Origin of the sequence: Streptomyces sp. I05A-00742 (assembly GCF_013055795.1) — a bacterium.
In the GTDB taxonomy this organism is placed as follows: domain Bacteria; phylum Actinomycetota; class Actinomycetes; order Streptomycetales; family Streptomycetaceae; genus Streptomyces.
On record NZ_JABETO010000004.1, the window covers coordinates 246356 to 270375 of the forward strand.

Genomic DNA, 24020 nt, shown 5'->3' on the forward strand with positions numbered 1-24020 from the left:
CGGGGGAGGATCGGCCCATGACGGTCATCAGAATGACGCCGGTCCGGCGCGGCGTGCTGCCGATGGCGGTGCTCGCCGTACTGGCCACGGGGTGCGGAACGCAGCGGTCGGCGGACTCCGCCGACGCGGACCGGAGTTCGCATCCGACGTCGAGCGAGGCGCCGGCCCCGAACACACCGGTGGACTTCCCGTGCGCCGACGGGAGCGCGCCACCGGCGACCGCCGACGCCGCGCCCCCGGCCGAGCCCGGCGACCACTACGCGGAGAACCACCGGTTCAGGGTTCCCATCGCCCTGCACGGCCGGGCCCGCTGCGCCGGCCTCGCGGCCGTCGAGCGCGTCAACGGTGCGCTCGGACCACTGCGCAGGCGGGGCGACTTCGCCCCGGAACACACCCGCGACGCGCTCGCCCGTCTCTTCCCCGCGGGAAAGGTGCGGTCGGAGCGGCACGGCTCCAACGGAGTCGGTTTCCTCATCGTGACCGGCGCCTCTCCCCCGTGCGTCGAGGGCTCGATGACCCGTGAATCCCTCCAGGCGGAGGCCTTCGGCGGCTATCCCGACGGCTCCGACTGTGAGCCTCCCAGCGGCGGCCACTGACACACCCATCGGCCGGCGCTGTGGGACGGTACGGAAGCGGCGCCGCGGATTCGTGGCTCGCTGCCGCGACCGGCCCCCGGGAGGCTCCGCTCTAACGCTCCGCCAGCGCCCGGGAGATGCGCTGGATCGCCTCGCGGACCGTCGGTTCGTCGAAGGCAGTGAAGCACAGGCGGAAGAAGCCCTGGTCACGGGCGGAGAGGGTCTGCCCCGGGAGCAACTGGACGTGGGCCTTGTCCTTGATGTACTGGAACAGTTCGCTCTCGGCGCTGCCGATCTCCGAGAAGAGGACCGGCAGACGGAAGTCACCGCCGGGCCTGCTCGCCGTCCCGCCACCGTTGTTCGTCCCGTCGTCCGGGGCGCCGTTGTGCGCGTGCCCGTTGTGCGGAAAGTGCGGGCCGCGCTCGTACGGGATCTCCGGCGCGTCCATCCGCAGGTACTCCCGCAGGTCGAGCCAGAGGAACTGGGCGGAGTTCTGCCCTTCGCGGAAGACGTACGGGATGTTCTTGGCCTCGTCGAGGGCGGTCCGGGCCGACTCGAAGGCACCGGTGAGAGCCACCCGGTACTCCTCCATGAGTTCGGCGGCGTAGCTCCTGCCGGAGTCCCGGGTTTCGAGGAGGCTGCCGATGACGTAGTGCTTGAGGGAGTCGAAGGGGCTGAACCAGGAGTAGGTTTCGCCGCCGTCGTTGCCGCTGAGCACGTCCTGGACCGCGGAGTTGCGGGTGAGGGCGACGCCGGCCTTGAAGCCCGAGAGCCCGAAGTCCTTGGCGAAGCCCCAGACGACGTGCACCCGGTCCCGGGCGCCCGGGAGGTTGCGGTAGGCGTCGAGCTCGAAGGCGCTCACAAAGGGCAGCCGCGAGCTTTCGAGCTGGGAGTGCGCGTACATCTCGTCCGAGATGATGTGGAGGTCCGTCCTGGTCAGGGCCCAGGTGTAGATCTTCTCCAGCAGGTCCTTGTCGTAGTTGACGCCCAGCGGGTTGTTGGGGTTGGTGAGGACGAGCAGCCTGGGCCGGACCGGCTGCCCGTAGTAGGCCCGTTGCAGGATGTCGAGGGTGAGCTCGAAGTCGGGCCCGAGGTGGGCGGGGACGCACTCCAGGCCGGGCCGCTGCTGGAAGCACCAGGCGAAGCCCTGCCAGAAGGGGGCCGGGAGCAGCACCCGGTCGCCGGTGGCGAGCACGCCGGTCTTCTTCAGGGCGAAGGCCAGGCACTCCAGGGCCGCCGACACGCCCGACGTGCCGAAGACGTCCTCGGGGTCGAGGTCGGCACCGAACCGCGGGCGGAGCAGCTCCGCGAGGTCCTCGCGCAGCTTCTCCGTGCCGTAGACGGGCACGGGGTACCGGATGTCCTGCTCGGTCAGGCCCCGGAGCTTGCTGAAGACCTTGTCGTTCAACTGGGGGAACAGCAGGACGTTCTCGGCCGTGCCGAGGTTGAGGAGTTCGGGGAACAGCTGTTGCTCGACGGACAGGCGGCGTTCGGGGTCGGCGGTCCGGGCCAGCAGCGCGATCACTTCGGCGGGAGTGCGGCCGCTGATGTTGCGGAAGGGCATCATGGTCTCCTGTCGGGCCGGCATGACCCACCCCATCCTTCGCACTTCACCGCACACCGGCCAGAGCGCGCTTCGGCCATGGTCCCTCCGTCTCGTGACGGCCGCTCGGGCGGATCGCCGCTGCGCACGGGCGCAGCTCTCGCGGGGGAGGCGTCCGGGCACTGGCCTGTTTCGCCCGAGCGGGTCCCGGTCATTGTGCGCCGCTCCGGCGCGCAACCCCTGGTGTTTCGCGTGGGCTCATACAGCACTGTGGGGACGCACGGGAAAGCGACATCGAGCTCGCACGGTGCGCATGTGACGCACGTCGTCAGTTGATGCGGCGCTCGGCGAAGCAGCCCCATGGCAGGGACCGATCTTCGCGCCCCTCGTCCCCTTCCCCCGGTATCCGGATCCGCGCCAGCCTTGTCCGGCCCCGGAAACGCGGATATGCGGATATGGGGTCAACTGCCCTTGCAGGGAAGGAAACGGAAAAGTGACGCAGGACGACAACCAGTTCTCGCAGAACCTCGACGAGTTCCTGAACAGGATCAGGGAGTGGTACCGAACCGACCGCAAGGGCTTCAAGACCCTGTACGACGCGACGATCGAGCACGTGGTGCCGTGTCCGGTGAGCACGAAGGACAAGGTGTACTACGACTGGACGGGCAAGGACATCGAGGGCCTGTGCGCCTTCTTCACGGAGTGGTACGAGTGGGACTGGAAGTGCGGGGTCCCCGACGGGCTGGACTACATCGAGAAGTTCAGCTGGCTCAACTACGAGAACGACTACGGCATGGTCTTCGTCACCTCCGGCCCGGGGTACGAGATGACCGCCGACTTCACCCATCTGCAAGGAATGCAGATGGACGAGTCGGGGCCGAAGGCGAAGGAACTCATCAACAAGTGGATCGACGAGCTCGGGCCGAAGCGCATGGCCGACTACGAGCCCGAGGACTGGCAGACCTTCAACGAGTTCTTCATCCGGAAGCTCAAGCCGGGCAAGCGGCCGGTCACCGCCAAGGACGACAACACCGTGGTCGTCGCCCCTGCCGACTGCGTCATCAACATGATCGTCGATGAGCTCAAGGAGGACACACCGATCCCGGTCAAATCGGTGACCATGAACGTCAGGCAGCTGCTCGACGGCTCCGAGTACGCCGACAAGTTCCTCGACGGCACGGCGGTGTCCTGCATCCTGATGCCCGACAGCTACCACTGGTACCACGCCCCGGTGGCCGGCCGAGTGGTGGAGGCCCGCGACGACGTCGGCGGTGTCTACTACGGGATGCGGGACTTCCCCGGACTGCTCAACAAGGGGGACGTCGGCTACGGCTACGACTACTCGATGTTCGACGACTTCCGCCGCGGCTACCTCATCATCAAGACGGTGGCACCGAACGCCCTCGGGGAGCCGGTGGACGAGGGGTACGTCGCGCAGGTGCCCGTCGGCCTCAACTCCATCGCCTCCGTGAACTTCCTGGACAAGTTCAAGGGCGAGCTCCCGGTCATGGTGGAGAAGGGCGAGCAGATCGGGAACTTCCAGTACGGCGGATCGCTGAACATCCTGCTGTTCGAGAAGGGCCGGTTCCCCGCGCTGCAGTTGCTCCAGGGCCAGCGCATCGGGCTCCTCGAACCGCCGGAGCGGACCCAGGCGCTGTTCAGCCGCTCCCGCCCCACGCGCCCCCTGCGGCGGCGACCCCTGGCCCCCTGACCCCGCTGCCGAACCGGAAGGCGAACCATGTCCGCAGACCGCGTCGACTCGATCCCGGCGAACATCTTCGACTCCCAGCGCATCGACTTCTCCGGGAAAGCCCGCTCCTACGCCGGGCATGTGCACATCGACAGCACGGAACACCGGGGGAAGAAGAACCACCTGTTCTACTGGTTCTTCGAGAGCCAGACCTGCGACCCCCACGTCCCGGCCCACGACCAGCAGGCCCTGATCAGCCGGACACCGCTGCTGATCTGGCTCAACGGCGGGCCCGGCGCCTCCTCGCTGCTGGGACTGTTCCTGGAGAACGGGCCCCTGTCCATCGGCGACGACGCCGCCGGGACGATAGCGGTGGACCCCGCCACCTGGAACCAGGAGGCGCACGTCGTCTACTGGGACCAGCCCATCGGCACCGGATACAGCTACTCCGACGCCAAGGGCGAGTACGTCCACGACGAGGAAGCCCTCGCCCGGATGTTCTGTGAGGGCCTCCGGGAGTTCTTCTCCCTCCACCCGCAGTACCTGCAATGCCCGCTGTACGTCTGCGGCGAGAGCTACGCCGGGAAGTACGTACCGGCGATCGCCCTGGAGATCGACCGGCAGAACCGGGCGCGCGAGCCGCACCTCAACCTGCAGGGGATCGCCGTCGGCAACGGCTGGATCAAGCCCGAGCTGTCGCTGCGCGTGATGATCGACTACGTCTACACCACCGGGTTCCTCGGCATCGCGGAGAAGGACTCCCTGGAGACGTCCTACGCCGAGTTCATGCAGGTCCTCGGCAAGGGCGACATGGAGCGGGCCACCGAGCTCGGCAATGCCCTGGTGAACCGGGCCCTGGCGTACGGCGGGAACTTCGACCTGTACGACGTGCGGCGCTGGGACGACCTGTCCATGGGCGCGCTCCAGACGTACCTGAACAGCGCGTCCGTGAAGAAGTCCCTGCACGTTCCGCAGAACGTCACCTGGCAGTGCGCCGACAACGAGGGTCCGGTGGCCGAGGCGCTGGTGAACGACAACATGGCGGACCGCTCCGGGTGGTACGCCGAACTCATCGACAAGGGCTACCGAACCCTGCTCTACACCGGGAACTTCGACACCGCCTGCGGGTACCGGAGCACCGAGGAGATGCTGGACGACCTCATGCAGCTCAGGGGTGCGCACGAGCACGCGCAGTGGCGCGACGCTCCCCGGCTGATCTGGACGCGGGCGCAGGGGAACCCGAAGGGGTTCGTCCGCGGCCACGGGAACCTGACGCAGGTCAGCGTGCCCGACTCCGGGCACCAGGTGCCGGCGTTCCAGCCGGAGATCTGCCGGGAGATGCTCTACAACTGGCTCTTCGAGCGCCCCTTCCCCGGCTACGACCCCCTCCATCCGATCAAGCAGCGCAAGGGCGGCACCGGCCCGCGGAAGGGCTGAACCGCGCCTGTACCGGCCGCCCCGGGCGGCCGGTACGGTGCCCCCGAGACAATCGCCCTCACCCCGCGAGGAGAGAGCATGGCGTTGCGGGTCCTCGTCGTCGGCGGCACGGGATTCCTGGGCCACCACGTGGTGACGGAACTGCTCGAACGCGGCCACCGGGTGACCGTTCTGGCCCGTCGGCCGGGCCCCTCGGCGGGCCACGACGGGCGCGTCGAGATCCGTACCGCGGACATCCGGACCCACGGCGACCCGACGGAGCTGCTCCGGGGCCATGAGGGGCTGGTCTTCGCGGCGGGTGCCGACGACCGCGCGGTCCCGCCCGCCCCCGCCCACCGGTACTTCGAGGCCGGCAACGTCACGCCGGTGACGCGGCTGGTGACCGCCGCCGGGGCGGCGGGCTGCACCCGGGCCGTCGTCCTCGGCTCCTACTTCACGGCCCTGCACCGGCAGTGGCCCGAACTGGATCTGCCCGGCAGGCACCCCTACATCCGCAGCAGAGTCGAGCAGGCCCGCGCCGCCCAGCGGGCCGCCGGCACGGCGGTGGCCGCCACGATCCTCGAAGTCCCCTTCGTCTTCGGCTCCGCACCGGGCCGCACCCCGCTGTGGGCGCCCCTGGTCCGGTGGCTGCGTTCACCCCTGCCGCTGATGGCACCTCCCGGTGGAACGGCGGTCGTCACCGCCCGCACCGTGGCCCGCGCGACCGTGGGAGCGCTCGAACAGGGAACGACGGGCGAGCGCCCTGTGGTCGACGAAAACCTCTCCTGGGCGGCGCTGTTGAGCCGCTTCGCCCGGGCGGCGGGACGTCCCCGGCCGGTACACCGGCTGCCGCCCCCACTCCTCCGCGCCGGCCTGCGCGCCACCGGCGCGCTCCATACCGCGCGCCGCCGGGAACCAGGTCTCCACCCCGGTTCCCTGGCGGCCCTGCTCACCCGCGACCTCTTCCTCGACCCGGCCCCCTGCCTGGCACTGGCGGAGAGACCCGGCTCGGTGGCGGACGCCCTGGCCGAGACCGTACGCGGCTGCGACACGGCACTACCGGCCGTCCGGCGGCCCGGCTCCAGTGGAGCCCGTTCCCGATAAAATGGACGGTGCCGGGAGTGCCCTCCGCGGCGGCCCGGCGCCGGGCAATCGATCCGTTCCGGAGGGGTGCCGTCATGACCGCGCAGATCACTTACCGGCGGGTCTACGAGCAAACCTCGCCCCGGGAGGGCCGGCGCGTACTCGTCGACCGCGTCTGGCCGCGGGGCGTGCGCAAGGAGGACGCGCACCTGGACGCGTGGCTGCGCGACGTCGCGCCCTCCGGCGAACTGCGCCGCTGGTACGGCCACGAGCCCAGCCGTTTCCCCGAGTTCCGCCGCCGCTACCTGGCCGAACTCCGCGACGACGCGCACCGGGACGCGGCCGGGGAACTGCGCGACCTGGCCGCGCACGACGGGCTCACACTGCTGACCGCCACCAAGGACGTGGACCGCAGCCAGGCCGCCGTTCTCGCCGAGTGGCTGACGGGGAAGCCCTGATCCACGGGGCGGGCTCACGCCGGCGGCCGACGCACCTCCCCCGTGCCCAGCCTGATCACTGCCCGCGGCCGCATGGGCTCCTCTCCACGGCGGGAGAGCAGAACCACCTCTTCAACCACGGCCGACAGCGCGCCGAGCCGGGCGGCGCACTCGGCGGCCAGCTCCCGCGGCTCCCGCGTACGGCCGAGGGACAGGTGCGGGGTGAAGCGGCCGCCGCGCCCCCGGCAGAGCGGGAACCGCAGCCCCAGCTCCCGGTGGAGACGCGCCCACGGCACCTGGCCCGCCGCGGCCGGGTCGAGCCACACCGTCGCGAAGTGCCGGTGCCGGAAGTACCGCACGCCCGACAGCCGCGCCGTGAACGCCGCGCTCTCCGCCGCCCCGGCGGAGAGCAGCGGCACGGCCCGCGCGAACTCCTCCTCCGGTACAAATCCGAACAGCACGTTCACATGCGGCGGCCACCGTCGCACCTGCGGATCGTGCTCCCGGCGGATGTCCTGGATCGCGGGCCACAGCTCCCGCGGCGGCAGCCACGCCACCGCCGTCCGGGCCGTCGGCGCAGCATCGAGTACGCCCACCGGCCCGACCGTGCCGGCGTCCGGGTTCCCGTCCACACGTCCATGGTCCGCGCCGCGCCCGTATCGCACGAGTCGGGCACCGGACGATCAGACCGCGTCGGACGGGACGGCGGGGGCTGCGGGGGCGGCCGGAGCGGCTCCCGCAGCCCCTGCACCGCCCCGCGACACCGGCGCACGCCTCGCCCGACGGCGTTCGGCGAGCCACACCACCACCAGCGCCGCCGAGATCGCGCCGCCGAGCGCGCACACCCCGTCCCACCCCGCCCCGCCCCAGACGGCGGAGGTGAGGGCCGATCCCACGGCGCCGCCGGCGAAGTAGGAGGTCATGTAGGCGGAGTTGAGGCGGTTGCGGGCCTCGGGACGGAGCGCGTACACCAGGTTCTGGTTGCTGATGTGCACCCCCTGGACCGCGGCGTCGAGCACGACCACACCCGCGAGCAGCGAGACCAGCGCCAAGGCGCCTCCGGCGCCGCCGAGTTCGAGCAGCGCCCAGGACGCGAGCAGCAGGAACGCCGCGATGCCCGTCACCCGGTGCACCAGGCCGCGGTCCCCCAGCCGCCCGCCCACGGAGGCCGAGAGCGAGCCGGCGGCACCGACCAGGCCCAGCAGCCCGATGGCCGACCCGGACCAGCCGTAGGCGGGTCCGGAGAGCAGGAAGGCGAGGGCCGTCCACAGCACGCTGAACGCGGCGAAGGCCAGAGCTCCCAGCGCGGCCCGGTACCGCAGCACCGGCTCGTGGACGAACAATCCGGCGGTCGAGCCCAGGAGCCCCGGGTACGTCAGCCCCGCGTGGGTCCGCAGCCGGGGCAGCGTCAGGCGCAGCAGGAGCGCCATGACGGCTATGAGCGCCGCGTCGACCCAGTAGACCGTGCGCCAGCCGCCGAGGTCCGAGAGGAGTCCGGCCGCGGTGCGGGCCAGCAGGATGCCCAGCAGCAGTCCCGTCATCACCGTGCCGACCGTGCGCCCGCGCCTCTCCGGCGTGGCGAGGGTCGCCGCGAACGGCACGACGACCTGCGCCGCGACGGACGTCAGCCCGGTGAGCGCGGTACCCACCAGCAGCCCGGCGGAGTCGACCGCGCTCGCCGTCACGGCGAGGAAGACAGCGGTCGCGGCACACAGCCCGACCGCCAGCCGACGGCGCTCCACGAGGTCCCCCAGGGGGACGAGGAGTATCAGCCCGAGCGCGTACCCGACCTGCGCGACGGTCACCACCAGCGCCGAGGCCCCGGCACTCATGTGCAGGTCCCGGCCGATGACGTCCAGCAGCGGCTGCGCGAAGTAGTTGCCCGCGACGGACAGGCCGCAGGCCACAGCCATCAGCAGGAGCGTGCCCCGGCCCAGCCCGGGTGATGTATGGGGTGCTTTTGACATGCGACGAGTGTCAGTTCGAGCTCATTCATGAGTCCAATACATAGTTTTCATGGCATCAATCGCCGATGGCGATGGATACGTGGAGCTCCGCGACGGCGCGGGGCCAGTGCTTCCAGACGACCGCACCGCACGGTGCCGGGCTCGTCACAGGGGCGCACAACGGCGAACACCGGTGCTCCGGCCGCTCCCGGTCTGCGCCCTGCTGCGCCGCGTCGGCTCCCGCCAGTGTGGTTCGTGTCCTCGGCAGGAGCCGGTGGCAATGGCAGGCGGACGTCGTCCGTTCCGCCGGCGCGTCGGGCGACGGACCCGCAGGGGTCAGGTGGAGCTCGTGAACACAACGAATCGGCATGGCGCAACCACCCATCCATGGCACTTCCGGCCCAGGAGGACTCACCCATGACGACGCGCGTTCCCGACACCTCGCGGCAAGTGCAGTTCCCGATCGTGGAATCGTTCACGCAGGGCACCGTGACCAACCCGCACTGGAAGCTCCTGGGCAGCGCCCGGCTGAACGGCGGCAGCCTGGAGCTCACCCCCGACGCGCGCTCCCGGGCGGGGACCGCCTTCCTCGACGAGCCGTTCTCCTCGACGCTGGGCGTCACCATCGACTTCGACTACTCCTGTGAGGGCGGTAACCAACTGGGCGACGGCTTCAGCGTCTACGTGATCGACGGCGCGCGGACGACACAGCCGGGCGGCATCGGCGGAGCCCTCGGCTACTCCTTCACGAAGGACGGTTCGGACCAGATCGTCGCACCGGGAGTCACGGCCGGGTACGTGGGCATCGGCTTCGACAACTTCGGGAACTTCGCCACGGAGTACGCCGGTACGGGGGGAGGCCGGCGACCGCGGCCCGACACGGTCGGAGTGCGCGGCTCCGGGAGTCTGCGGGAGGGGTTCCGGTGGCTCACCGGCGTCGAGGTGCCCGGCGGATTCCGCGGGTCGTGGGAGAAGGGCGCCCACATCCAGATCTCCGTCATCGACGGCCGGCTGACCGTACGGCACGCCGACCGGGCCAACCCGAACGGCACGCTGGTGATCGACGACTTCGACCTCGCCGGGGCCGAAGGGCAGACGCGGATGCCCGAGACGTTCAAACTGGGCTTCGCGGCGGGAACGGGCGGCGCCACCGCCTCCCACCGGATCAGGAACCTCACGGTGGCCCTGCCGGTGAACATGCCGCTGGAGATGAGCGGCCCGCGGACGGCGAAGGCCGGGGACCGGGTCTCCTACAGCATCGGTGTGCAAAACCTCGGCCCCAACGACGCCCCCGACGCCGTGGTGGAGGCCACCGTGCCGGCGGAGCTGACCGATCCGGAGCTGACCTGCCAAGGTGAGAACGGGGCCGTCTGCGGTACCGGTTCGGCGCCGGCCGGGGTGAGCCTGCCGATCGATCTGCCCAGGGGCAGCAAGGCGATGGTCCACCTGACCGGCACCATCGACCCGCGGTACGAGGGCCGGCTCACCTGCTCCGGCCTGGTCAAGTCGCCGACGCGCGCCAACACGGCCGGGCAGTACGCGGACTCGGTCACCACCGAAGTCGAACTTCCCCCGGTCACCGTCACCCCTGTGATCAACCTCCCCGGATGGCCGGAGCAATGGCCCGGGACAGGATGGATCATCAGCTACGAGCTCACATTGGCCGCCAACGAACATCGCGTGGTGTGGTGGGAGATCTCCTTCGACGTACCGGAGGGCACCCGTATCAACCCGCACGAGCCCCACTGGTTCGCGGTGGTCAAGGACGGCACCGACGGATCCGTCGTCATCGCCACGCCGGACGACGGCCACACCATCGAGCCCGGCTCACCCCTCACCGTGGCCGTCCAGCTGCTCTACCCGTCCCAGCACGCCGCCGGCGACGGCACGCTGCGCAACCTCCGCTCCACCGAGGTGACCCGGCCGTAGGGCCGGCTGTCACCACAGTCCCGCCCACCTGCCCCGGGCCGCCCGGCGCCGCTGCCGCATGTCTGCCGGGGCGCGCCGCTCACGGCCGGGGCAGGTCCGGCCCCATCCGTTTCCCCCGAGAGGAGTACGCCGTGCCCGCTGCCACCATCGATCTGCCGCTGAGCTTCTCGGTCCCCGAGGAATTCCAGGACATCGACCTGACCGTCTCGGCGGAGGCCAACACCAACAAGCTCATCGGCGAACTCACCCGTCTCACACCGCGCCCGAGCGACGAGCAGATCGCCCACGCCGCCCTGGTGCAGCAGTCCATGTACGAGATGCTGACCGCCGCCGGCGCCGTCTACGCCGGGATCCTGCTGGCCGGGCCCACCGAGGACGAACCCGGCCGGCACCTCAGCTCGCTCATGCTGACGGTCACGGCCCGGCCGAGCGAGCTGTCCAACGACCGGACGGTGCACCGGCTCGCCCGCACCATGGGCGCCATCTACCCCGAGGCGGAGGTGGGGGTGGTGCGCCTGCCGAGCGGCCCGGCCGTCCTGCTCACCGAGGACAGCAAGGTCGAGCGGCCGGTGAACCTCCTGAGCGACGGAGGCGGCCCGACCGTCGTCCGCCAGTTGCACGTGTTCGTACCCATTCCCGGCCGGCTGGCGATGGCGGACTTCTCCATCGCGACGGAGAACCTCGCCGAGTGGGACGACTACGTCGACATCCTCGGCCAGGTCTGCACCACCATCGAGTTCACCGACTGACCCGCCGCACGGAAGGAAGGGCCGAAGCCATGGAGAAGCTCTACACCGTCAATGCCGGAAACGGCTATTTCCCCATGCCGCACCTCGACTACCAGGCGGGCTGGGACGACCGCATCGTGGCGGTCGTGCACGACAAACTCAATCAGTACACCAGCCCCGAAGAGCGGCGCCCATGGCGCTGGTCACGTCAACTTCTCGGCCCTGAAGGACCGAGCTTGTCACCCGATCCGCGAGAGGCCGTGATTGCAAGTGGAGTGCGACTGGCTGCCGCGTGGTCCCCTGCGTCCGGTACCGCTATGCCGTACTGGGGCGGTTGACTGCGCCCCGCTGCCACGCAGCATCGGCCCGGTGGGCGATGTTGCGGGAGCCGTTGTGGTCCGCGTGCAGGACGGTCCCGCAGGACCGGCACACGAACCGGGCTTGATCCACCCGGTTGGTCCGGTGGGTGTGCCAGCACTCGGAGCACTGACGGGAGGTGTTGCGCGGGTCCACGTGGACCACGGGCACACCCGCCCGCCGTGCCTTGTAGGCGATAAACGCGCCGAGCTGGGCGAAGGCCCAGGAGTGCAGTCGTGCCCGCTGGTCCTTCTTGGCCGTGACCCTCTGCCGGATGCCGCCCAGGTCTTCCAGGGCGACGCCACGGGAGGTGCGTTCAGCGGTGGCGACGATTCGCTTGGCGATGATGTGGTTGGTGTTCGCCGCGTGCCGGGCTTCCCGACGGCGGATACGCTTCAAGACCCTCTTGGCGGACTTGGTGCGCTTCTTCTGCAACTTAGCCCGCAGATCACGCTGTCGCTTGCGGTAGCGGTTCAGACCACGTCCGGCGAGGATGTCCCCGTCGCTGGTGGTGGCGATATTGACGATGCCGAGATCCACGCCGAGGAAGCCGTCCGGCTTGTACGGCTGGGGTTCGGGGATGTCGATGGTGGCGACAAGGAAGAACATCCCGTCGCGCATCACCAGGTCCGACTCACCCTTGCGGGACGCCAGCAGCTTCAGCGCCTCCGGAGAACCGACGAACGGGATGCCCTTGATCCGCCCGGCCACCGTCCAGACGGACACGGTCCGGACATCGAGGTTCCACGTCAGAATGCGGTCGTCGTAGGGCTGCGCCGCGTCCTCATGGAATGCGATCGGCTTGGACTCCGCCCGCATCCGGCGCTTGGAGCCTTCCGGGCCGAGGTTCCCGGCCTTGATGTTGCCCTTCAAAGTGGCGTACGCATCGCACACCTTCTTCACCACTCGCACCGCGGGCTGGGCCCCGAGATCGAAGTCGGCCTTGATGCGGTGGTATACGGCCTCTTGCAGCACATTGCGCCGCTTCAGGTCACGGGTGAACGCCACCTCGGACGCCGCGTTCGCGGCCCGATTGCAGGCGCGCAGGGTTGCCGCCAGCGCGTCCGCATCATGGGCGGACGCAGGCAGCAGCTTCACCTGCGCGACAATCTTCACACAGAACACCCTAGTAAGTCTGGTCATCCGAAGGCAAGTTGAGGTAACAACAGGTGTGCAGAGAACTCCGCCGCTTCGCGGCTCCGCCCCAAGGACCCATTCCTCCCGGGGCTGAAGCCCCGGGCTTCCTGGGAGAAATCACGTGAAGTCCTGCGGGACGAGGATCGCTACCGCATCGAGCAACTGATCCGCACCTTCCTCTACCAGGAAGGAAGGATCATCGCGGCGCTGCGGCGCCTCGACCGTGAGTTCGGCACCATGCGATGGTCCTCCGACGAAACCCGCGAGCAGATCGACCAATTCATCAACTCCCTCCAGCAGGCAGCCCGGGAACGCGCACGGGAGGACCACCGGATCCGGCCGTACGTGCGGAACAGGTCCAGGTCGGTCATCGACTTCACCGATCCCGAGATCGCCCACGAGAGCCACGTCCCCACTCTGGGAGCCGTCTGGCGGCTGAAGGACAACGGCTACGGACCCGACCGCATCGAGGACCCGGACCTGCGCGACCTGATCGACCTCGTCCTCGCCGTGCAGGCGGAGTACCAGCTGCAATGCCTGCTGCTGGACCGCGAGTTCGAGCGGATCGTCGAAACCCGAGGCCAGGAGTTCGAGTATCTGAGGGCGGCCGCCGCCGCCAAGGCCGCCGCGGAAGCCCAGCAGAGTTCCTTCTGGGGCGTCCTCGGAGACGTCCTCGGGGTCGCCTCCGCCGTCGCCGGAGTGCTGGCGCTGGTCCCGGTGCTGACGCCGCTGGCCGGGCCCATCGCCATCGCGACGGCGGTCGGCGCCCTGGCCGCGCACACGACGGACGCGGTCCTCCAGGGCGACTGGGACGCCTCCACATTCGCCGGCCTGGGCGCCGACGCGCTCGGCGCCCTGCCCGTCGTCGGCGCGCTGGGCAAGGCCGCGCGGGCCGGGAACCTCGCGATGCGCTCGGTCGGCAGGGCAGGCGTGGCCGTCCGCAGCGGCGGGCGGGCCTTCCTCGCCGCGACCGGCGGCGCCGCGGCGGCCGAGGCCGGGGCCATCGCCAACTACCTCGGTGCGACGGGCGCCAAGGTCGTCAGGGCGAGCGCCACCCAGGGCAGGCTCGTCGGGAAGGTGATCCAGGGAACGGTCGACCTGGCCACCCAGGTCCCCACGGTCGTCTCCCTGGCCGGCGCGGACGGCACCGGCACCGCGGAAGACGTCACCACCGCCGTCGACTTCACCCGAGGCATGGCCGACCGCGTCGGCGACTGGGCCGAAATGGGCTCCGCCGCCGCGAAGAAGGGCGGAGGCATCTCCCTCGCCCGCTTCGCCTCCGCCTTCGCCTGACCGCCGGCGGCATCACCGTCTCCTGGGTGCGCGCGGCCTGGGCTGGACACCGTGGTGTGCGAGGCGGACGCCCAGGCCGCCGCTGCCGCGCGGGAGCGGGTGGCAGCGTCCCTCGACCGCGCCGTGCGGCGGGGCAGGCCGGAGCCGGCGGCCGCACGGGACGCCCTCGCCCGCACGGCGTTCACGGGCAGCCTCCACGGCCTCGCCGACCGGCAGCTCGTCGTCGAGGCCGTCGTCGAGAACGCGGAGGCCGAGACCGAGGTGTTCGCCGCCCTCGACGAGATCGTCAAGGACCCGGAGGCGGTGCCGGCGACCAACATCTCCTCCCTCCCCGTCATGCGCCTGGGCATGGCCACACGCCGCGCCGACCGGGTCGTCGGGCTGCACTTCTTCAACCCTGTACCCGTGCTGCCGCTGGTGGAGATCGTCACCCCCCTGCACACGGCACCGCGGACGGCCGGCCGTCGTCGAGGACTTCGTCACCCGCGCCCTGGGCAAGACCGTCATCCGCTCCCCGGGACCGGGCGGGCTTCGTCGTCAACGCCCTGCTCGTCTCCTACCTGTTGTCGGCGATCCGCATGGAGGAGCCCGGTTTCGCCTCCCCCGCGGACGTGGACGCCGGCATGGAGCTCGGCTGCGCCCACCCCATGGGCCCGCTGAAGCTCGCCGACCTGATCGGCCCGGACACCGTCGCCTCGATCGCGGAGTCCCTGTACGACGAGTTCAAGGAACCTCTCTTCGCTCCTCCCCCGCTGCTCCGGCGGATGGTGCAGGCGGGGCTGCTGGGGCGCAAGACGGGCCGGGGGTTCCACACGTACGACCAGGTCCTCTAGGCTGACCGTGCAGCTGGTTCGCCCCGTCCGCCAGACGGGACGCGTCGTAAGAGGGAACCCGGTGGGAATCCGGGACTGCCCCGCAGCGGTGAGCGGGAACGACCGCCGTCATACGCACTGGGCCCGGCAGACAGGGCCTGGGAAGCGACGGCCAGTAGGTGTCTCGTACGACACGAGACGTGCCCGCGAGTCCGAAGACCTGCCCGCTGCCCGCGCACGAACCGATCGTGCACGGACATCCCGGTGACCTCGTGGGCGGGTCGGCGAACATACCAGGCGGACGACCGCGCCGTGCCGCGCGAGGTCGTCCCTCGGGTCCGTCACCCTTCGCGCCCCGTTCCGTCCCCGGGATCTCAGGGAAAGATCTCGCGAAGGAGATTTCCGTGACCACCAAGCCCGCAGCCGCGGCAGCACGGGCCACCGTGTACGGCTACCCCCGCCAGGGACAGAACCGGGAACTGAAGAAGGCCGTCGAGGGCTACTGGAAGGGCCGCGTCGGCGCCGGCGAACTCCGGTCCTCCGCCGCCGCACTGCGCCGGTCCACCTGGCAGGACCTGGCGGAGGCCGGCATCCACGAGGTGCCGACCGGCGACTTCTCGTACTACGACCACGTCCTCGACACGACCGTCATGGTCGGCGCGATCCCCGGCCGCCACCGGACCGCGGTCGAAGCGGACGCCCTGGACGGCTACTTCGCCATGGCCCGTGGCACCCAGGACGTGGCGCCGCTGGAGATGACCAAGTGGTTCGACACCAACTACCACTACCTGGTGCCGGAACTGGGACCGGACACGGTCTTCACGGCCGACTCGTCCAAGCAGGTGGCCGAGCTCAAGGAGGCCCTCGCCCTGGGCCTGGCGGCCCGGCCCGTCCTCGTCGGGCCCGTCACCTACCTCCTGCTGGCCAAGCCCGCGCCCGGCGTCGCACCGGACTTCGACCCGCTGACCCTGCTCGACCGGCTGCTGCCCGTCTACGCCGAGGTCCTCGCCGACCTGCGCGCGGCGGGCGCCGAGTGGGCGCAGCTGGACGAGCCGGCCCTCGTCCAGGACCGTACACCCGCCGAACTGAACGCCGCCGAACGCGCCTACCGCGACCTCGGCGCCCTCACCGACCGGCCGAAGCTGCTGGTGGCGTCCTACTTCGACCGGCTCGGCGACGCCCTGCCGGTCCTGGCCAAGGCACCGGTCGACGGGCTCGCCCTCGACTTCACCGAGGCGGCAGCCGCCAACCTGGACGCGCTGGCCGCCGTCGGCGGACTGCCCGGCAAACGGCTGGTCGCGGGCGTCGTCAACGGGCGCAACATCTGGGTCAACGACCTGGAGAATTCCCTGGCCACCCTCGGCACCCTGCTGGGCCTGGCCGGCCGGGTCGACGTGGCGGCCTCCTGCTCCCTGCTCCACGTCCCCCTCGACGCGGCGGTCGAGCGGGACATCGAGCCGCAGATCCTGCGCTGGCTCTCCTTCGCCCGGCAGAAGACCGCCGAGGTCGTCACCCTCGCCCGGGGCCTCGCCCACGGTACGGACGCCATCGCCGCCCGGCTCGCCGCCAACCGCGCCGACCTGGCCTCCCGCGCCGGTTCCCCGATCACCCACGACCCGGCCGTCCGGGCCCGGTCCGCCGCGGTCACCGCCGCCGACGCCCGCCGCTCCCTGCCGTACCCCGAGCGGGCCGCCGCCCAGCGCGCCCGGCTCGGCCTGCCGCTGCTGCCGACCACGACCATCGGTTCCTTCCCGCAGACCGGTGAACTGCGCGCGGCGCGCGCGGACCTGAGGTCCGGGCGGATCGACACGGCCGGCTACGAGGAGCGCATCAGGGCCGAGATCCAGGAGGTGATCTCCTTCCAGGAGAAGGCCGGCCTGGACGTCCTGGTGCACGGCGAGGCCGAGCGCAACGACATGGTGCAGTACTTCGCCGAGCAGCTCACCGGCTACCTCGCCACGCAGCACGGCTGGGTGCAGTCCTACGGCACCCGCTACGTCCGCCCGCCGGTCCTGGCCGGCGACATCTCCCGCCCCGCCCCGATGACGGTGCGCTGGACGACGTACGCCCAGTCCCTCACCGACCGGCCCGTCAAGGGCATGCTCACCGGCCCGGTCACGATGCTCGCCTGGTCGTTCGTCCGCGACGACCAGCCCGTCGCCGAGACGGCCCGCCAGGTCGCCCTCGCCCTCCGCGACGAGGTCGGCGACCTGGAGGCGGCCGGCACCTCCGTCATCCAGGTCGACGAGCCCGCGCTGCGCGAGACCCTGCCGCTGCGGGCCGGCGACCGTCCGGCCTATCTGGAGTGGGCCACGGAGGCGTTCCGGCTCACCACCGGCGGGGTGCGGCCGGACACCCAGATCCACACCCATATGTGCTACGCCGAGTTCGGCGACATCGTCCAGGCCATCGACGACCTCGACGCCGACGTCATCAGCCTGGAGGCCGCCCGCTCGCACATGCAGGTCGCCCGCGAACTGGCCGCCCACGGCTACCCGCGCGAGGCCGGGCCCGGCGTGTACGACATCCACTCCCCGCGCGTGCCCGGTGCGGAGGAGGCGGCCGGTCTCCTGCGCACCGGGCTGGAGGCCATCCCGGCCGAACGGCTGTGGGTCAACCCCGACTGCGGTCTGAAGACCCGCGGCTGGCCGGAGACCAGGGCGTCCCTGGAGAACCTGGTCGCCGCGGCCCGGACGGTCCGCGGGGAGCTGTCCGCGTCCTGACGCGCGGGCCGGGCCTGTCCGGGAGGAGGCGTACCCCTCCCGGACAGGCCGTCATCTGCCCGCGGGTGCCGCGCCGTTGCTCCGGCCTCGCTGACGAGGGGGCCGGAGCAGCGCGTTGCGGGCACCACCCTGGACGGCCATCGGGCCGCCACCCCGATCGGCCCGGGCTGCCGCCTCCGCGAGCGCCGCGACCGCACCCGGCCGGCCCGTCCGACGGGCTCCCGAAGCCGCTACGGGCAGCGGAACGCCACCGCTCAGCGGTGGTCGAACCGCGGCGACCGCTTCTCCACGAACGCCGTCATGCCCTCCTTCTGGTCGGCGGTCGCGAAGACCGCGTGGAACAGGCGGCGCTCGAAGCGGACGCCCTCGGCGAGGGTCGTCTCGAAGGCGCGGTTGACGCTCTCCTTGGCCATCATGGCGACCGGAGCCGACATGCCGGCCACGGTCTCGGCGACGGTCAGCGCCTCGGCGAGCAGGTCGGCGGCGGGGACGACGCGGGAGACGAGACCGGCGCGTTCGGCCTCGGTCGCGTCCATGGTGCGGCCGGTCAGGCACAGCTCCATGGCCTTGGCCTTGCCGATGGCACGGGTGAGCCGCTGTGATCCGCCGATGCCGGGGATGACCCCGAGTTTGATCTCGGGCTGGCCGAAGACCGCGGTGTCGGCGGCGAGCAGGATGTCGCAGAGCATGGCGAGCTCGCAGCCGCCGCCGAGGGCGTAGCCGGAGACGGCGGCGACGGTGGGTGTGCGCAGCTCCCCGAGCCGGTCCCAGGCGGTGAACCAGTCGCTGAGGTACATGTCCATGTAGCCCTGCGGCTGCATCTCCTTGATGTCCGCCCCGGCGGCGAACGCCTTCTCCGAGCCGGTGAGGACGATACAGCCGACCTCCGGGTCCCGGTCGAGGGCGGAGGTGGCGGCGACGACCTCGTTCATCACCTGGAGGTTCAGCGCGTTGAGGGCCTTGGGGCGGTTGAGGGTGAGCAGGGCGGTGCGGCCCTTGCGCTCGACGAGGATGGTCTCGTACGACGTGCTGTCCATGCCGGTCATATGGTCTTCCCGTCCTGTGGTGAGCCGTCCCTGATGGTGCGTATGATCCCGGAGAAGTCCTCCCCGGCACCCCGGCCCTCGGCGAATGACGCGAACAACTCGGCGGCGCGCAGCCCCATTTCCGCGCCGACGCCGCCCTCGCGGATGGCGTTCGCGGCGAGGGCGAGGTCCTTGGCCATCAGCGGGGCGGAGAAGCCGGGCCGGTAGTCGTGGTTGGCCGGGCTGGCCGGGACCGGTCCTGGCACCGGGCAGTTGGCGGTGAGGGCCCAGCACTGGCCGGAGGCGGTGGACGCCACGTCGAACAGCGCCTGGTGGGACAGGCCGAGGCTTTCGCCGAGGACGAAGGCCTCGCTGACGGCGATCATCGAGATGCCGAGGATCATGTTGTTGCAGATCTTCGCGGCCTGCCCGGCGCCGTCCGGCCCGCAGTGCACGACCTTGCGTCCCATCGCGGCCAGCACCGGCTCGGCCGCGGCGAACTCCGCCGCTCCCCCGCCGGCCATGAAGGTCAGCGTGGCGGCCTCGGCACCGGACACACCGCCCGAGACGGGGGCGTCCAGTCCCCGGTGGCCCGCCCTTCGCACCGCTTCGTGCGCGGCGCGGGCATCGGCCACGTCGATCGTCGAGCAGTCGACGAACAGGGTGCCGGGTCGGGCCGCGGCCAGCAGCCCCTGCTCCTCGTAGAGGGCGAGGACGTGGCGGCCGGCCGGCAGCATCGTGATCACCACGTCCGCTCCGGCGACCGCGTCCGCGGCCGACGCACCCGGGACGACGCCCGCCGCCCCGGCGGCCCGGACGGCCTCCGGCACCAGGTCGAAGCCGGTCACCCGGTGTCCTGCCCGGACGAGGTTGGCGGCCATCGGGCCGCCCATGTGGCCCAGGCCGATGAAGCCGATGGCCCTTCTCGTCACCGTGGTCACCAGGGCACCTCCTGCGGCGGGGTGTCGCCCGTGGCGAGGGACAGTTCCCGGTCGCCGAGCGGGGCGAAGAAGCGTTCGACGTCCCCGGCGGAGACCTCGTCGAGTGTGGCGGGCGTCCAGCGCGGCCTGCGGTCCTTGTCGATCACCTGGGCGCGGATGCCCTCCACCAGGTCCGGCGAGGACAGCGCGGCGCAGGAGACGCGGTACTCCTGTTCCAGCACCCGCTCCAGCGGGCCGAGGGCACGGGCGCGCCGCAGCGCGGCGAGGGTGACCTTGAGGGCGGTGGGCGACTTGGCGAGGATCGTCTCGGCGGCTTCCTTGGCGGCCGTCACTCCGCTGTCCCGGAGCCGGCCGAGGATGTCCTCGACCGTGTCGGCCGCGTAGCAGTGGTCGATCCACTCCCGGTGGGCCGCCAACTCACCCTCCGGGGCCGTCCCGACGAACGCGGGAAGGACGTCGTGGACGGCGCGGTGGGCCAGGGCCGCGGTGAGCTCGGGCAGCCGCGCGGAGGGGACGAAGTGGTCGGCGAGTCCGCAGAGCAGCGCGTCGGCGGGTCCCGCCGTCGTCGCGGTCAGGGCGAGGTGGGTGCCGAGTTCACCCGGCGCCAGCGCCAGCAGGTAGGTGCCGCCGACGTCGGGGACGAAGCCGATGCCCGTCTCCGGCATGGCCAGGCGCGAGCGTTCGGTGACGATCCGGACGCCGCCGTGGGCGGAGATCCCGATGCCGCCGCCCATGACGATGCCGTCCATGACGGCGACGTACGGCTTGGGGTACCGGGCGATCCGGGCGTTGAGCCGGTACTCGTCGCGCCAGAACGCCGCCGAGGCACCGCCCCCGGTGCGGGCGTCCGCGTGGATGGCCCGGATGTCGCCGCCCGCGCACAGGCCGCGCTCGCCCGCGCCGGTGATCACCACGGTCTCCACCGCCGGGTCCCGTTCCCAGGCGTCGAGTGCCTCGGCGACGCGGCCGACCATGGCGTGGGTGAGGGCGTTGAGCGCCTTCGGCCGGTTGAGGGTGAGGTAGCCCGCGCGGCCCTCGGTGCGCACGAGTACGGAGTCGTCGGTCGGGAGGGAGTCGTCCGTCAGGGCGGATCCGTCGGTCATGACCGGACTCCCGCCGTCAGACCGCGGGCGACGATGAGGCGCATGATCTCGTTCGTTCCTTCCAGGATCCGGTGCACACGGAGATCGCGGACGATCTTCTCGATACCGTATTCGCTCAGGTAGCCGTAACCGCCGTGCAGTTGCAGGGCGCGGTCGGCGACGGAGTAGCCGGTGTCGGTGGCGAACCGCTTGGCCATGGCGCACAGCTGGGGTGCCTTCGGGTCGCCGCGGTCCAGGGCCTCGGCGGCCTGGCGGACCAGGGCGCGGGCGGCGGCCAGTTCGGTCGCCATGTCGGCGAGGCGGAACTGCAGTGCCTGCGCGTTCAGCAGCGGGGCCCCGAACGCCTCGCGGTCCGCCAGGTACTCCAGGCTGCGGTGGAGCGCGCTCTGTGCGCCACCGAGGGAGCAGGCGGCGATCCCGAGCCGGCCGCCGTTCAGGCCGTTCATGGCGATGCGGAACCCGTCGCCCTCGGCGCCGAGGCGGCGGCCGGCGGGGACGCGGACGCCGTCGAGGACGACCTGGCGGGTGGGCTGGGCGTTCCAGCCCATCTTCCGCTCGTCGGGGCCGAAGGACAGGCCGGGGTCGTCGAGTTCGACGACGAACGCGGAGACGCCGCCGGGCCCGTCCTCGCCGGTCCGGGCCATCACCACGTACACCTCGGAGGCGCCGGCGCCGGAGATGAACTGCTTGACCCCGGTGAGGACGTAGTGGTCGCCGTCGCGCACGGCCCGGGTGCGGAGCGCCGCGGCGTCGGAGCCCGCGCCCGGCTCGGTCAGGCAGTAGCTGCCCAGCCGGTCCATCGAGCACAGGGCGGGCAGCCAGCGGGCGCGCTGGGCCGGGTCGCCGTACCGGTCGATCATCCAGGCGACCATGTTGTGGATGGACAGGTACCCCGCGATGGACGGGCAGCCGGTGGCCAGGACCTCGAAGATCAGCACCCCGTCGGAGCGGGTGAGGCCGGAGCCTCCTTCCTCCTCGGCCACGTACACGCCGCCGAGGCCGAGGCCGGCGGCCTTGCGCAGCACGTCGACGGGGAAGTGCTTGTCCCGGTCCCAGGCGACGGCGTGCGGGGCGAGGTGTTCCCGGGCGAAGTCCAGGGTCGTCCCGACGAGCGCGAGCTGGTCCTCGGTGAGGTCGGTGGTCATCGTGCTCACCCCATCGTCGGAATCGTGAAGCTCGCGCCCTCCTTGGCCCCGGAGGGCCAGCGCGAGGTGACGGTCTTGGTGCGGGTGTAGAAGCGGATCGCGTCCGGCCCGTGCTGGTTCAGGTCGCCGAAGCCGGACCGCTTCCAGCCGCCGAAGGTGTGGTACGCGACGGGCACCGGGATGGGGACGTTGACCCCGACCATGCCGGTCTCCACGCGCCGGGTGAAGTCGCGGGCGGTGTCGCCGTCCCGGGTGAAGACGGCCACGCCGTTGCCGTACGGGTGCTCGCTGGGCAGCCGCAGCGCCTCCTCGTAGTCGGCGGCGCGCACCACCGACAGCACCGGGCCGAAGATCTCCTCCTGGTAGATCCGCATGTCCGGGGTGACCCGGTCGAAGAGCGAGGCACCGGCGAAGAATCCGCCCTCGTGCCCCGGGAGGGTGAAGTCCCGCCCGTCGACGACCAGTTCCGCGCCCTCCCGGACGCCGAGGTCCACGTATCCGCGGACCCGGTCCAGGGCGTCGCGGCCGACCAGCGGGCCGAAGTCGGCCCCGGGGTCGTCCGAGCGGCCGATCCTGAGCTTGGCGATCCGCTCCACCAGGCGCTCCACCAGCGCGTCGGCGGTCTCCGCGCCGACGGGCACGGCCACCGAGATCGCCATGCACCGCTCCCCCGCCGAGCCGTAGCCGGCACCGGTCAGCGCGTCGACGGCCTGGTCGAGATCGGCGTCCGGCATCACGATCATGTGGTTCTTGGCCCCGCCGAAACACTGGGCCCGTTTGCCGTGCGCTGCCGCCGTGGCGTAGATGTGCGCGGCGACCGGCGTCGAGCCGACGAAGCCCAGCGCCCGCACCCTCGGGTCCTCCAGCAGCGTGTCCACGGCTTCCTTGCCGCCGTTGACGACGTTCAGCACGCCCGGCGGCAGTCCGGCCTCCAGGAACAGTTCGGCGAGCCGCAGCGGCACGGACGGATCGCGCTCGGACGGCTTCAGCACGAAGGAGTTGCCGCAGGCGATCGCCGGCGCGGCCTTCCACAGCGGGATCATCGCGGGGAAGTTGAACGGCGTGATCCCCGCGGTCACCCCGAGGGGCCGGCGCAGCGAGTGGACGTCGATGCCCGTCCCGGCGTTGTCGGTGAACTCGCCCTTGAGCAGGTGCGGGATGCCCGCGGCGAACTCGACGACCTCCAGCCCGCGCTGGATGTCGCCGTGCGCGTCGGCGACCGTCTTGCCGTGCTCGGACGACAACAGCCGGGCCAGCACGTCCTTCTCGCCCTCGACGAGCTGGAGGAAGCGCAGCAGCACACGGGCACGGCGCTGCGGATTCCACTCACCCCATTCCTTCTGCGCCTCGGCGGCGTCGGCGATGGCGCTCTCGGTCTCGAAGCGGTTCGCGAGGGGGACGCGGGCCTGCACCTCGCCGGTGTTGGGGTCGTACACGTCGCCGTGGGCACCCGATGTTCCCGGGGTGCGCCTGCCGCCGACGAAATGGGTCAGTTCACGGACCATGGAAGCCTGCTCTCGTTTCGCAACTCGTCAGGTGAGATCCGGGGATGGCACGGCGAACCGGAGCGGGACGGCGCGCGGTTGCGCGCAACCCGCCCGAGCGCCGTGGGACGCGAAGGGCGACGAACCGTCAGCCGGCGAATGCCGCGGCTCGCCGCGCCGGATCACCAGGGTCGTGGGTACGGACCGGTGCCATGCGTGTCTGCTCCATCCTCGTGGACAACACGGAACCACCGCGCGGCCGGTATCCTGACTCCCGGATCATCACGCGCCTTCTCGCCTTCCCGACGTCGCGTTCCGCTTCGTCAGTGGCGTGTCACCTGTCGCTGGTGAAGACGCACTTCCCGGTCACAGTGGCGGGACCGTGCCGGATTCACACCGGCTTCCCTGCACCGCGGGCTTGTTGTTCATGACCATATAGTTGGACGTCCTAGTAAGTCCAGGGTCGCCGGCGACGGGAGCGAGCGGTGGGGCGCGCGCACACCCGGAGACAGCCGCCCGCCGAGAGGCTTGACCCCGACCGCCCGCCGTCCCCTCCAGTCCAACCTCCGTGGAGGGGACGGCGGGCGGCTGTGCTTGGCCAGTGGCCCTGAGTGCCGTTCCGGTCGACGGAGTACAGGCCGAGCCTGCTCCCG

At 71.3% G+C, this 24020-nt stretch carries 19 protein-coding genes, 1 pseudogene and 2 riboswitches; of the genes and pseudogenes, 11 read left to right on the plus strand and 9 right to left on the minus strand.

Annotated elements, in window-relative coordinates:
- Positions 1 to 17 precede the first annotated feature (17 nt).
- Positions 18 to 596, plus strand: coding sequence for a hypothetical protein (locus tag HN013_RS05870; RefSeq protein WP_171163671.1), 579 nt, complete (start codon positions 18 to 20; stop codon positions 594 to 596).
- Between the two features lie 91 nt (positions 597 to 687).
- Here HN013_RS05870 and HN013_RS05875 read toward each other — a convergent pair whose 3' ends face one another.
- Positions 688 to 2163 (minus strand): pyridoxal phosphate-dependent aminotransferase, encoded by a 1476-nt coding sequence (locus tag HN013_RS05875; RefSeq protein WP_171163673.1) that lies wholly within the window; start codon positions 2161 to 2163, stop codon positions 688 to 690.
- A 448-nt stretch (positions 2164 to 2611) separates the two neighbouring features.
- Here HN013_RS05875 and HN013_RS05880 point away from each other — a divergent pair, with 448 nt between their 5' ends.
- The 4 genes from HN013_RS05880 (at position 2612) to HN013_RS05895 (ending at position 6765) form a co-directional block, all read left to right on the plus strand.
- On the plus strand, positions 2612 to 3829 hold the full coding sequence (locus tag HN013_RS05880) for a phosphatidylserine decarboxylase (RefSeq protein WP_171163675.1): 1218 nt from the start codon (positions 2612 to 2614) through the stop codon (positions 3827 to 3829).
- 27 nt (positions 3830 to 3856) lie between these two features.
- The gene (locus HN013_RS05885) at positions 3857 to 5245 is read left to right on the plus strand and encodes a S10 family serine carboxypeptidase-like protein (RefSeq protein WP_171163677.1); all 1389 of its coding nucleotides are present in this window, start codon (positions 3857 to 3859) and stop codon (positions 5243 to 5245) included.
- 78 nt (positions 5246 to 5323) lie between these two features.
- Complete coding sequence (locus tag HN013_RS05890; protein ID WP_212763990.1) at positions 5324 to 6328, plus strand: NAD-dependent epimerase/dehydratase family protein; 1005 nt, start codon at positions 5324 to 5326, stop codon at positions 6326 to 6328.
- 74 nt (positions 6329 to 6402) lie between these two features.
- Positions 6403 to 6765, plus strand: a complete 363-nt coding sequence (locus HN013_RS05895) for a DUF488 domain-containing protein (RefSeq protein WP_171163678.1) — start codon at positions 6403 to 6405, stop codon at positions 6763 to 6765.
- Between the two features lie 14 nt (positions 6766 to 6779).
- Here HN013_RS05895 and HN013_RS05900 read toward each other — a convergent pair whose 3' ends face one another.
- Together HN013_RS05900 and HN013_RS05905 are read right to left on the minus strand one after the other, a co-directional pair.
- Entirely contained in the window at positions 6780 to 7376 is a 597-nt protein-coding gene (locus HN013_RS05900; RefSeq protein ID WP_171163680.1) for a 2'-5' RNA ligase family protein, read from the minus strand.
- Between the two features lie 51 nt (positions 7377 to 7427).
- Complete coding sequence (locus tag HN013_RS05905; protein WP_212763991.1) at positions 7428 to 8711, minus strand: MFS transporter; 1284 nt, start codon at positions 8709 to 8711, stop codon at positions 7428 to 7430.
- A 396-nt stretch (positions 8712 to 9107) separates the two neighbouring features.
- On the opposite strand from HN013_RS05905, the gene HN013_RS05910 reads away from it, so the two are divergent.
- From HN013_RS05910 to HN013_RS05920, 3 genes are all read left to right on the plus strand, one after another.
- On the plus strand, positions 9108 to 10619 hold the full coding sequence (locus HN013_RS05910; protein ID WP_171163682.1) for a DUF11 domain-containing protein: 1512 nt from the start codon (positions 9108 to 9110) through the stop codon (positions 10617 to 10619).
- A 131-nt stretch (positions 10620 to 10750) separates the two neighbouring features.
- On the plus strand, positions 10751 to 11368 hold the full coding sequence (locus HN013_RS05915; RefSeq protein ID WP_171163684.1) for a hypothetical protein: 618 nt from the start codon (positions 10751 to 10753) through the stop codon (positions 11366 to 11368).
- A 29-nt stretch (positions 11369 to 11397) separates the two neighbouring features.
- Positions 11398 to 11685: a hypothetical protein gene (locus tag HN013_RS05920; protein WP_171163686.1), complete on the plus strand. Its 288-nt coding sequence runs from the start codon at positions 11398 to 11400 to the stop codon at positions 11683 to 11685.
- Here HN013_RS05920 and HN013_RS05925 read toward each other — a convergent pair.
- A complete protein-coding gene (locus HN013_RS05925; protein WP_312018511.1) occupies positions 11663 to 12820 on the minus strand; it encodes a transposase in 1158 nt (385 codons plus the stop codon). The two genes, HN013_RS05920 and HN013_RS05925, sit on opposite strands and share 23 nt — an antisense overlap.
- A gap of 258 nt (positions 12821 to 13078) precedes the next feature.
- On the opposite strand from HN013_RS05925, the gene HN013_RS05930 reads away from it, so the two are divergent.
- The 3 genes and pseudogenes from HN013_RS05930 (at position 13079) to metE (ending at position 17669) form a co-directional block, all read left to right on the plus strand.
- On the plus strand, positions 13079 to 14134 hold the full coding sequence (locus HN013_RS05930) for a hypothetical protein (RefSeq protein WP_171163696.1): 1056 nt from the start codon (positions 13079 to 13081) through the stop codon (positions 14132 to 14134).
- A 27-nt stretch (positions 14135 to 14161) separates the two neighbouring features.
- Positions 14162 to 14967: pseudogene (locus tag HN013_RS05935) on the plus strand (3-hydroxybutyryl-CoA dehydrogenase); the annotation flags it as partial.
- Positions 14965 to 15189: riboswitch (cobalamin riboswitch) on the plus strand. (Overlaps the previous pseudogene by 3 nt.)
- Positions 15190 to 15350: 161 nt before the next feature.
- On the plus strand, positions 15351 to 17669 hold the full coding sequence (gene metE, locus HN013_RS05940; protein ID WP_171163698.1) for a 5-methyltetrahydropteroyltriglutamate--homocysteine S-methyltransferase: 2319 nt from the start codon (positions 15351 to 15353) through the stop codon (positions 17667 to 17669).
- Positions 17670 to 17923: 254 nt separating this feature from the next.
- Here the strand turns inward: metE and HN013_RS05945 are convergent, their stop codons facing one another.
- The 5 genes from HN013_RS05945 to HN013_RS05965 are packed head-to-tail and all read right to left on the minus strand — an operon-like array spanning position 17924 to position 23388.
- Positions 17924 to 18706 carry an enoyl-CoA hydratase gene (locus tag HN013_RS05945; RefSeq protein ID WP_398978549.1) on the minus strand — a complete coding sequence of 261 codons (783 nt, stop codon included), beginning with the start codon at positions 18704 to 18706 and terminating at the stop codon, positions 17924 to 17926.
- 5 nt (positions 18707 to 18711) lie between these two features.
- Positions 18712 to 19635: a 3-hydroxyisobutyrate dehydrogenase gene (gene mmsB, locus HN013_RS05950; RefSeq protein ID WP_171163702.1), complete on the minus strand. Its 924-nt coding sequence runs from the start codon at positions 19633 to 19635 to the stop codon at positions 18712 to 18714.
- Positions 19632 to 20738 carry an enoyl-CoA hydratase/isomerase family protein gene (locus HN013_RS05955; RefSeq protein WP_171163704.1) on the minus strand — a complete coding sequence of 369 codons (1107 nt, stop codon included), beginning with the start codon at positions 20736 to 20738 and terminating at the stop codon, positions 19632 to 19634. Before HN013_RS05955 ends, mmsB begins: the two co-directional genes overlap by 4 nt.
- Complete coding sequence (locus HN013_RS05960) at positions 20735 to 21883, minus strand: acyl-CoA dehydrogenase family protein (protein WP_171163706.1); 1149 nt, start codon at positions 21881 to 21883, stop codon at positions 20735 to 20737. The genes HN013_RS05955 and HN013_RS05960 overlap by 4 nt, the downstream gene beginning before the upstream one ends.
- 5 nt (positions 21884 to 21888) lie before the next feature.
- The gene (locus HN013_RS05965) at positions 21889 to 23388 is read right to left on the minus strand and encodes a CoA-acylating methylmalonate-semialdehyde dehydrogenase (RefSeq protein WP_171163708.1); all 1500 of its coding nucleotides are present in this window, start codon (positions 23386 to 23388) and stop codon (positions 21889 to 21891) included.
- A 218-nt stretch (positions 23389 to 23606) separates the two neighbouring features.
- Positions 23607 to 23797, minus strand: a riboswitch (cobalamin riboswitch).
- Positions 23798 to 24020: the final 223 nt, after the last annotated feature.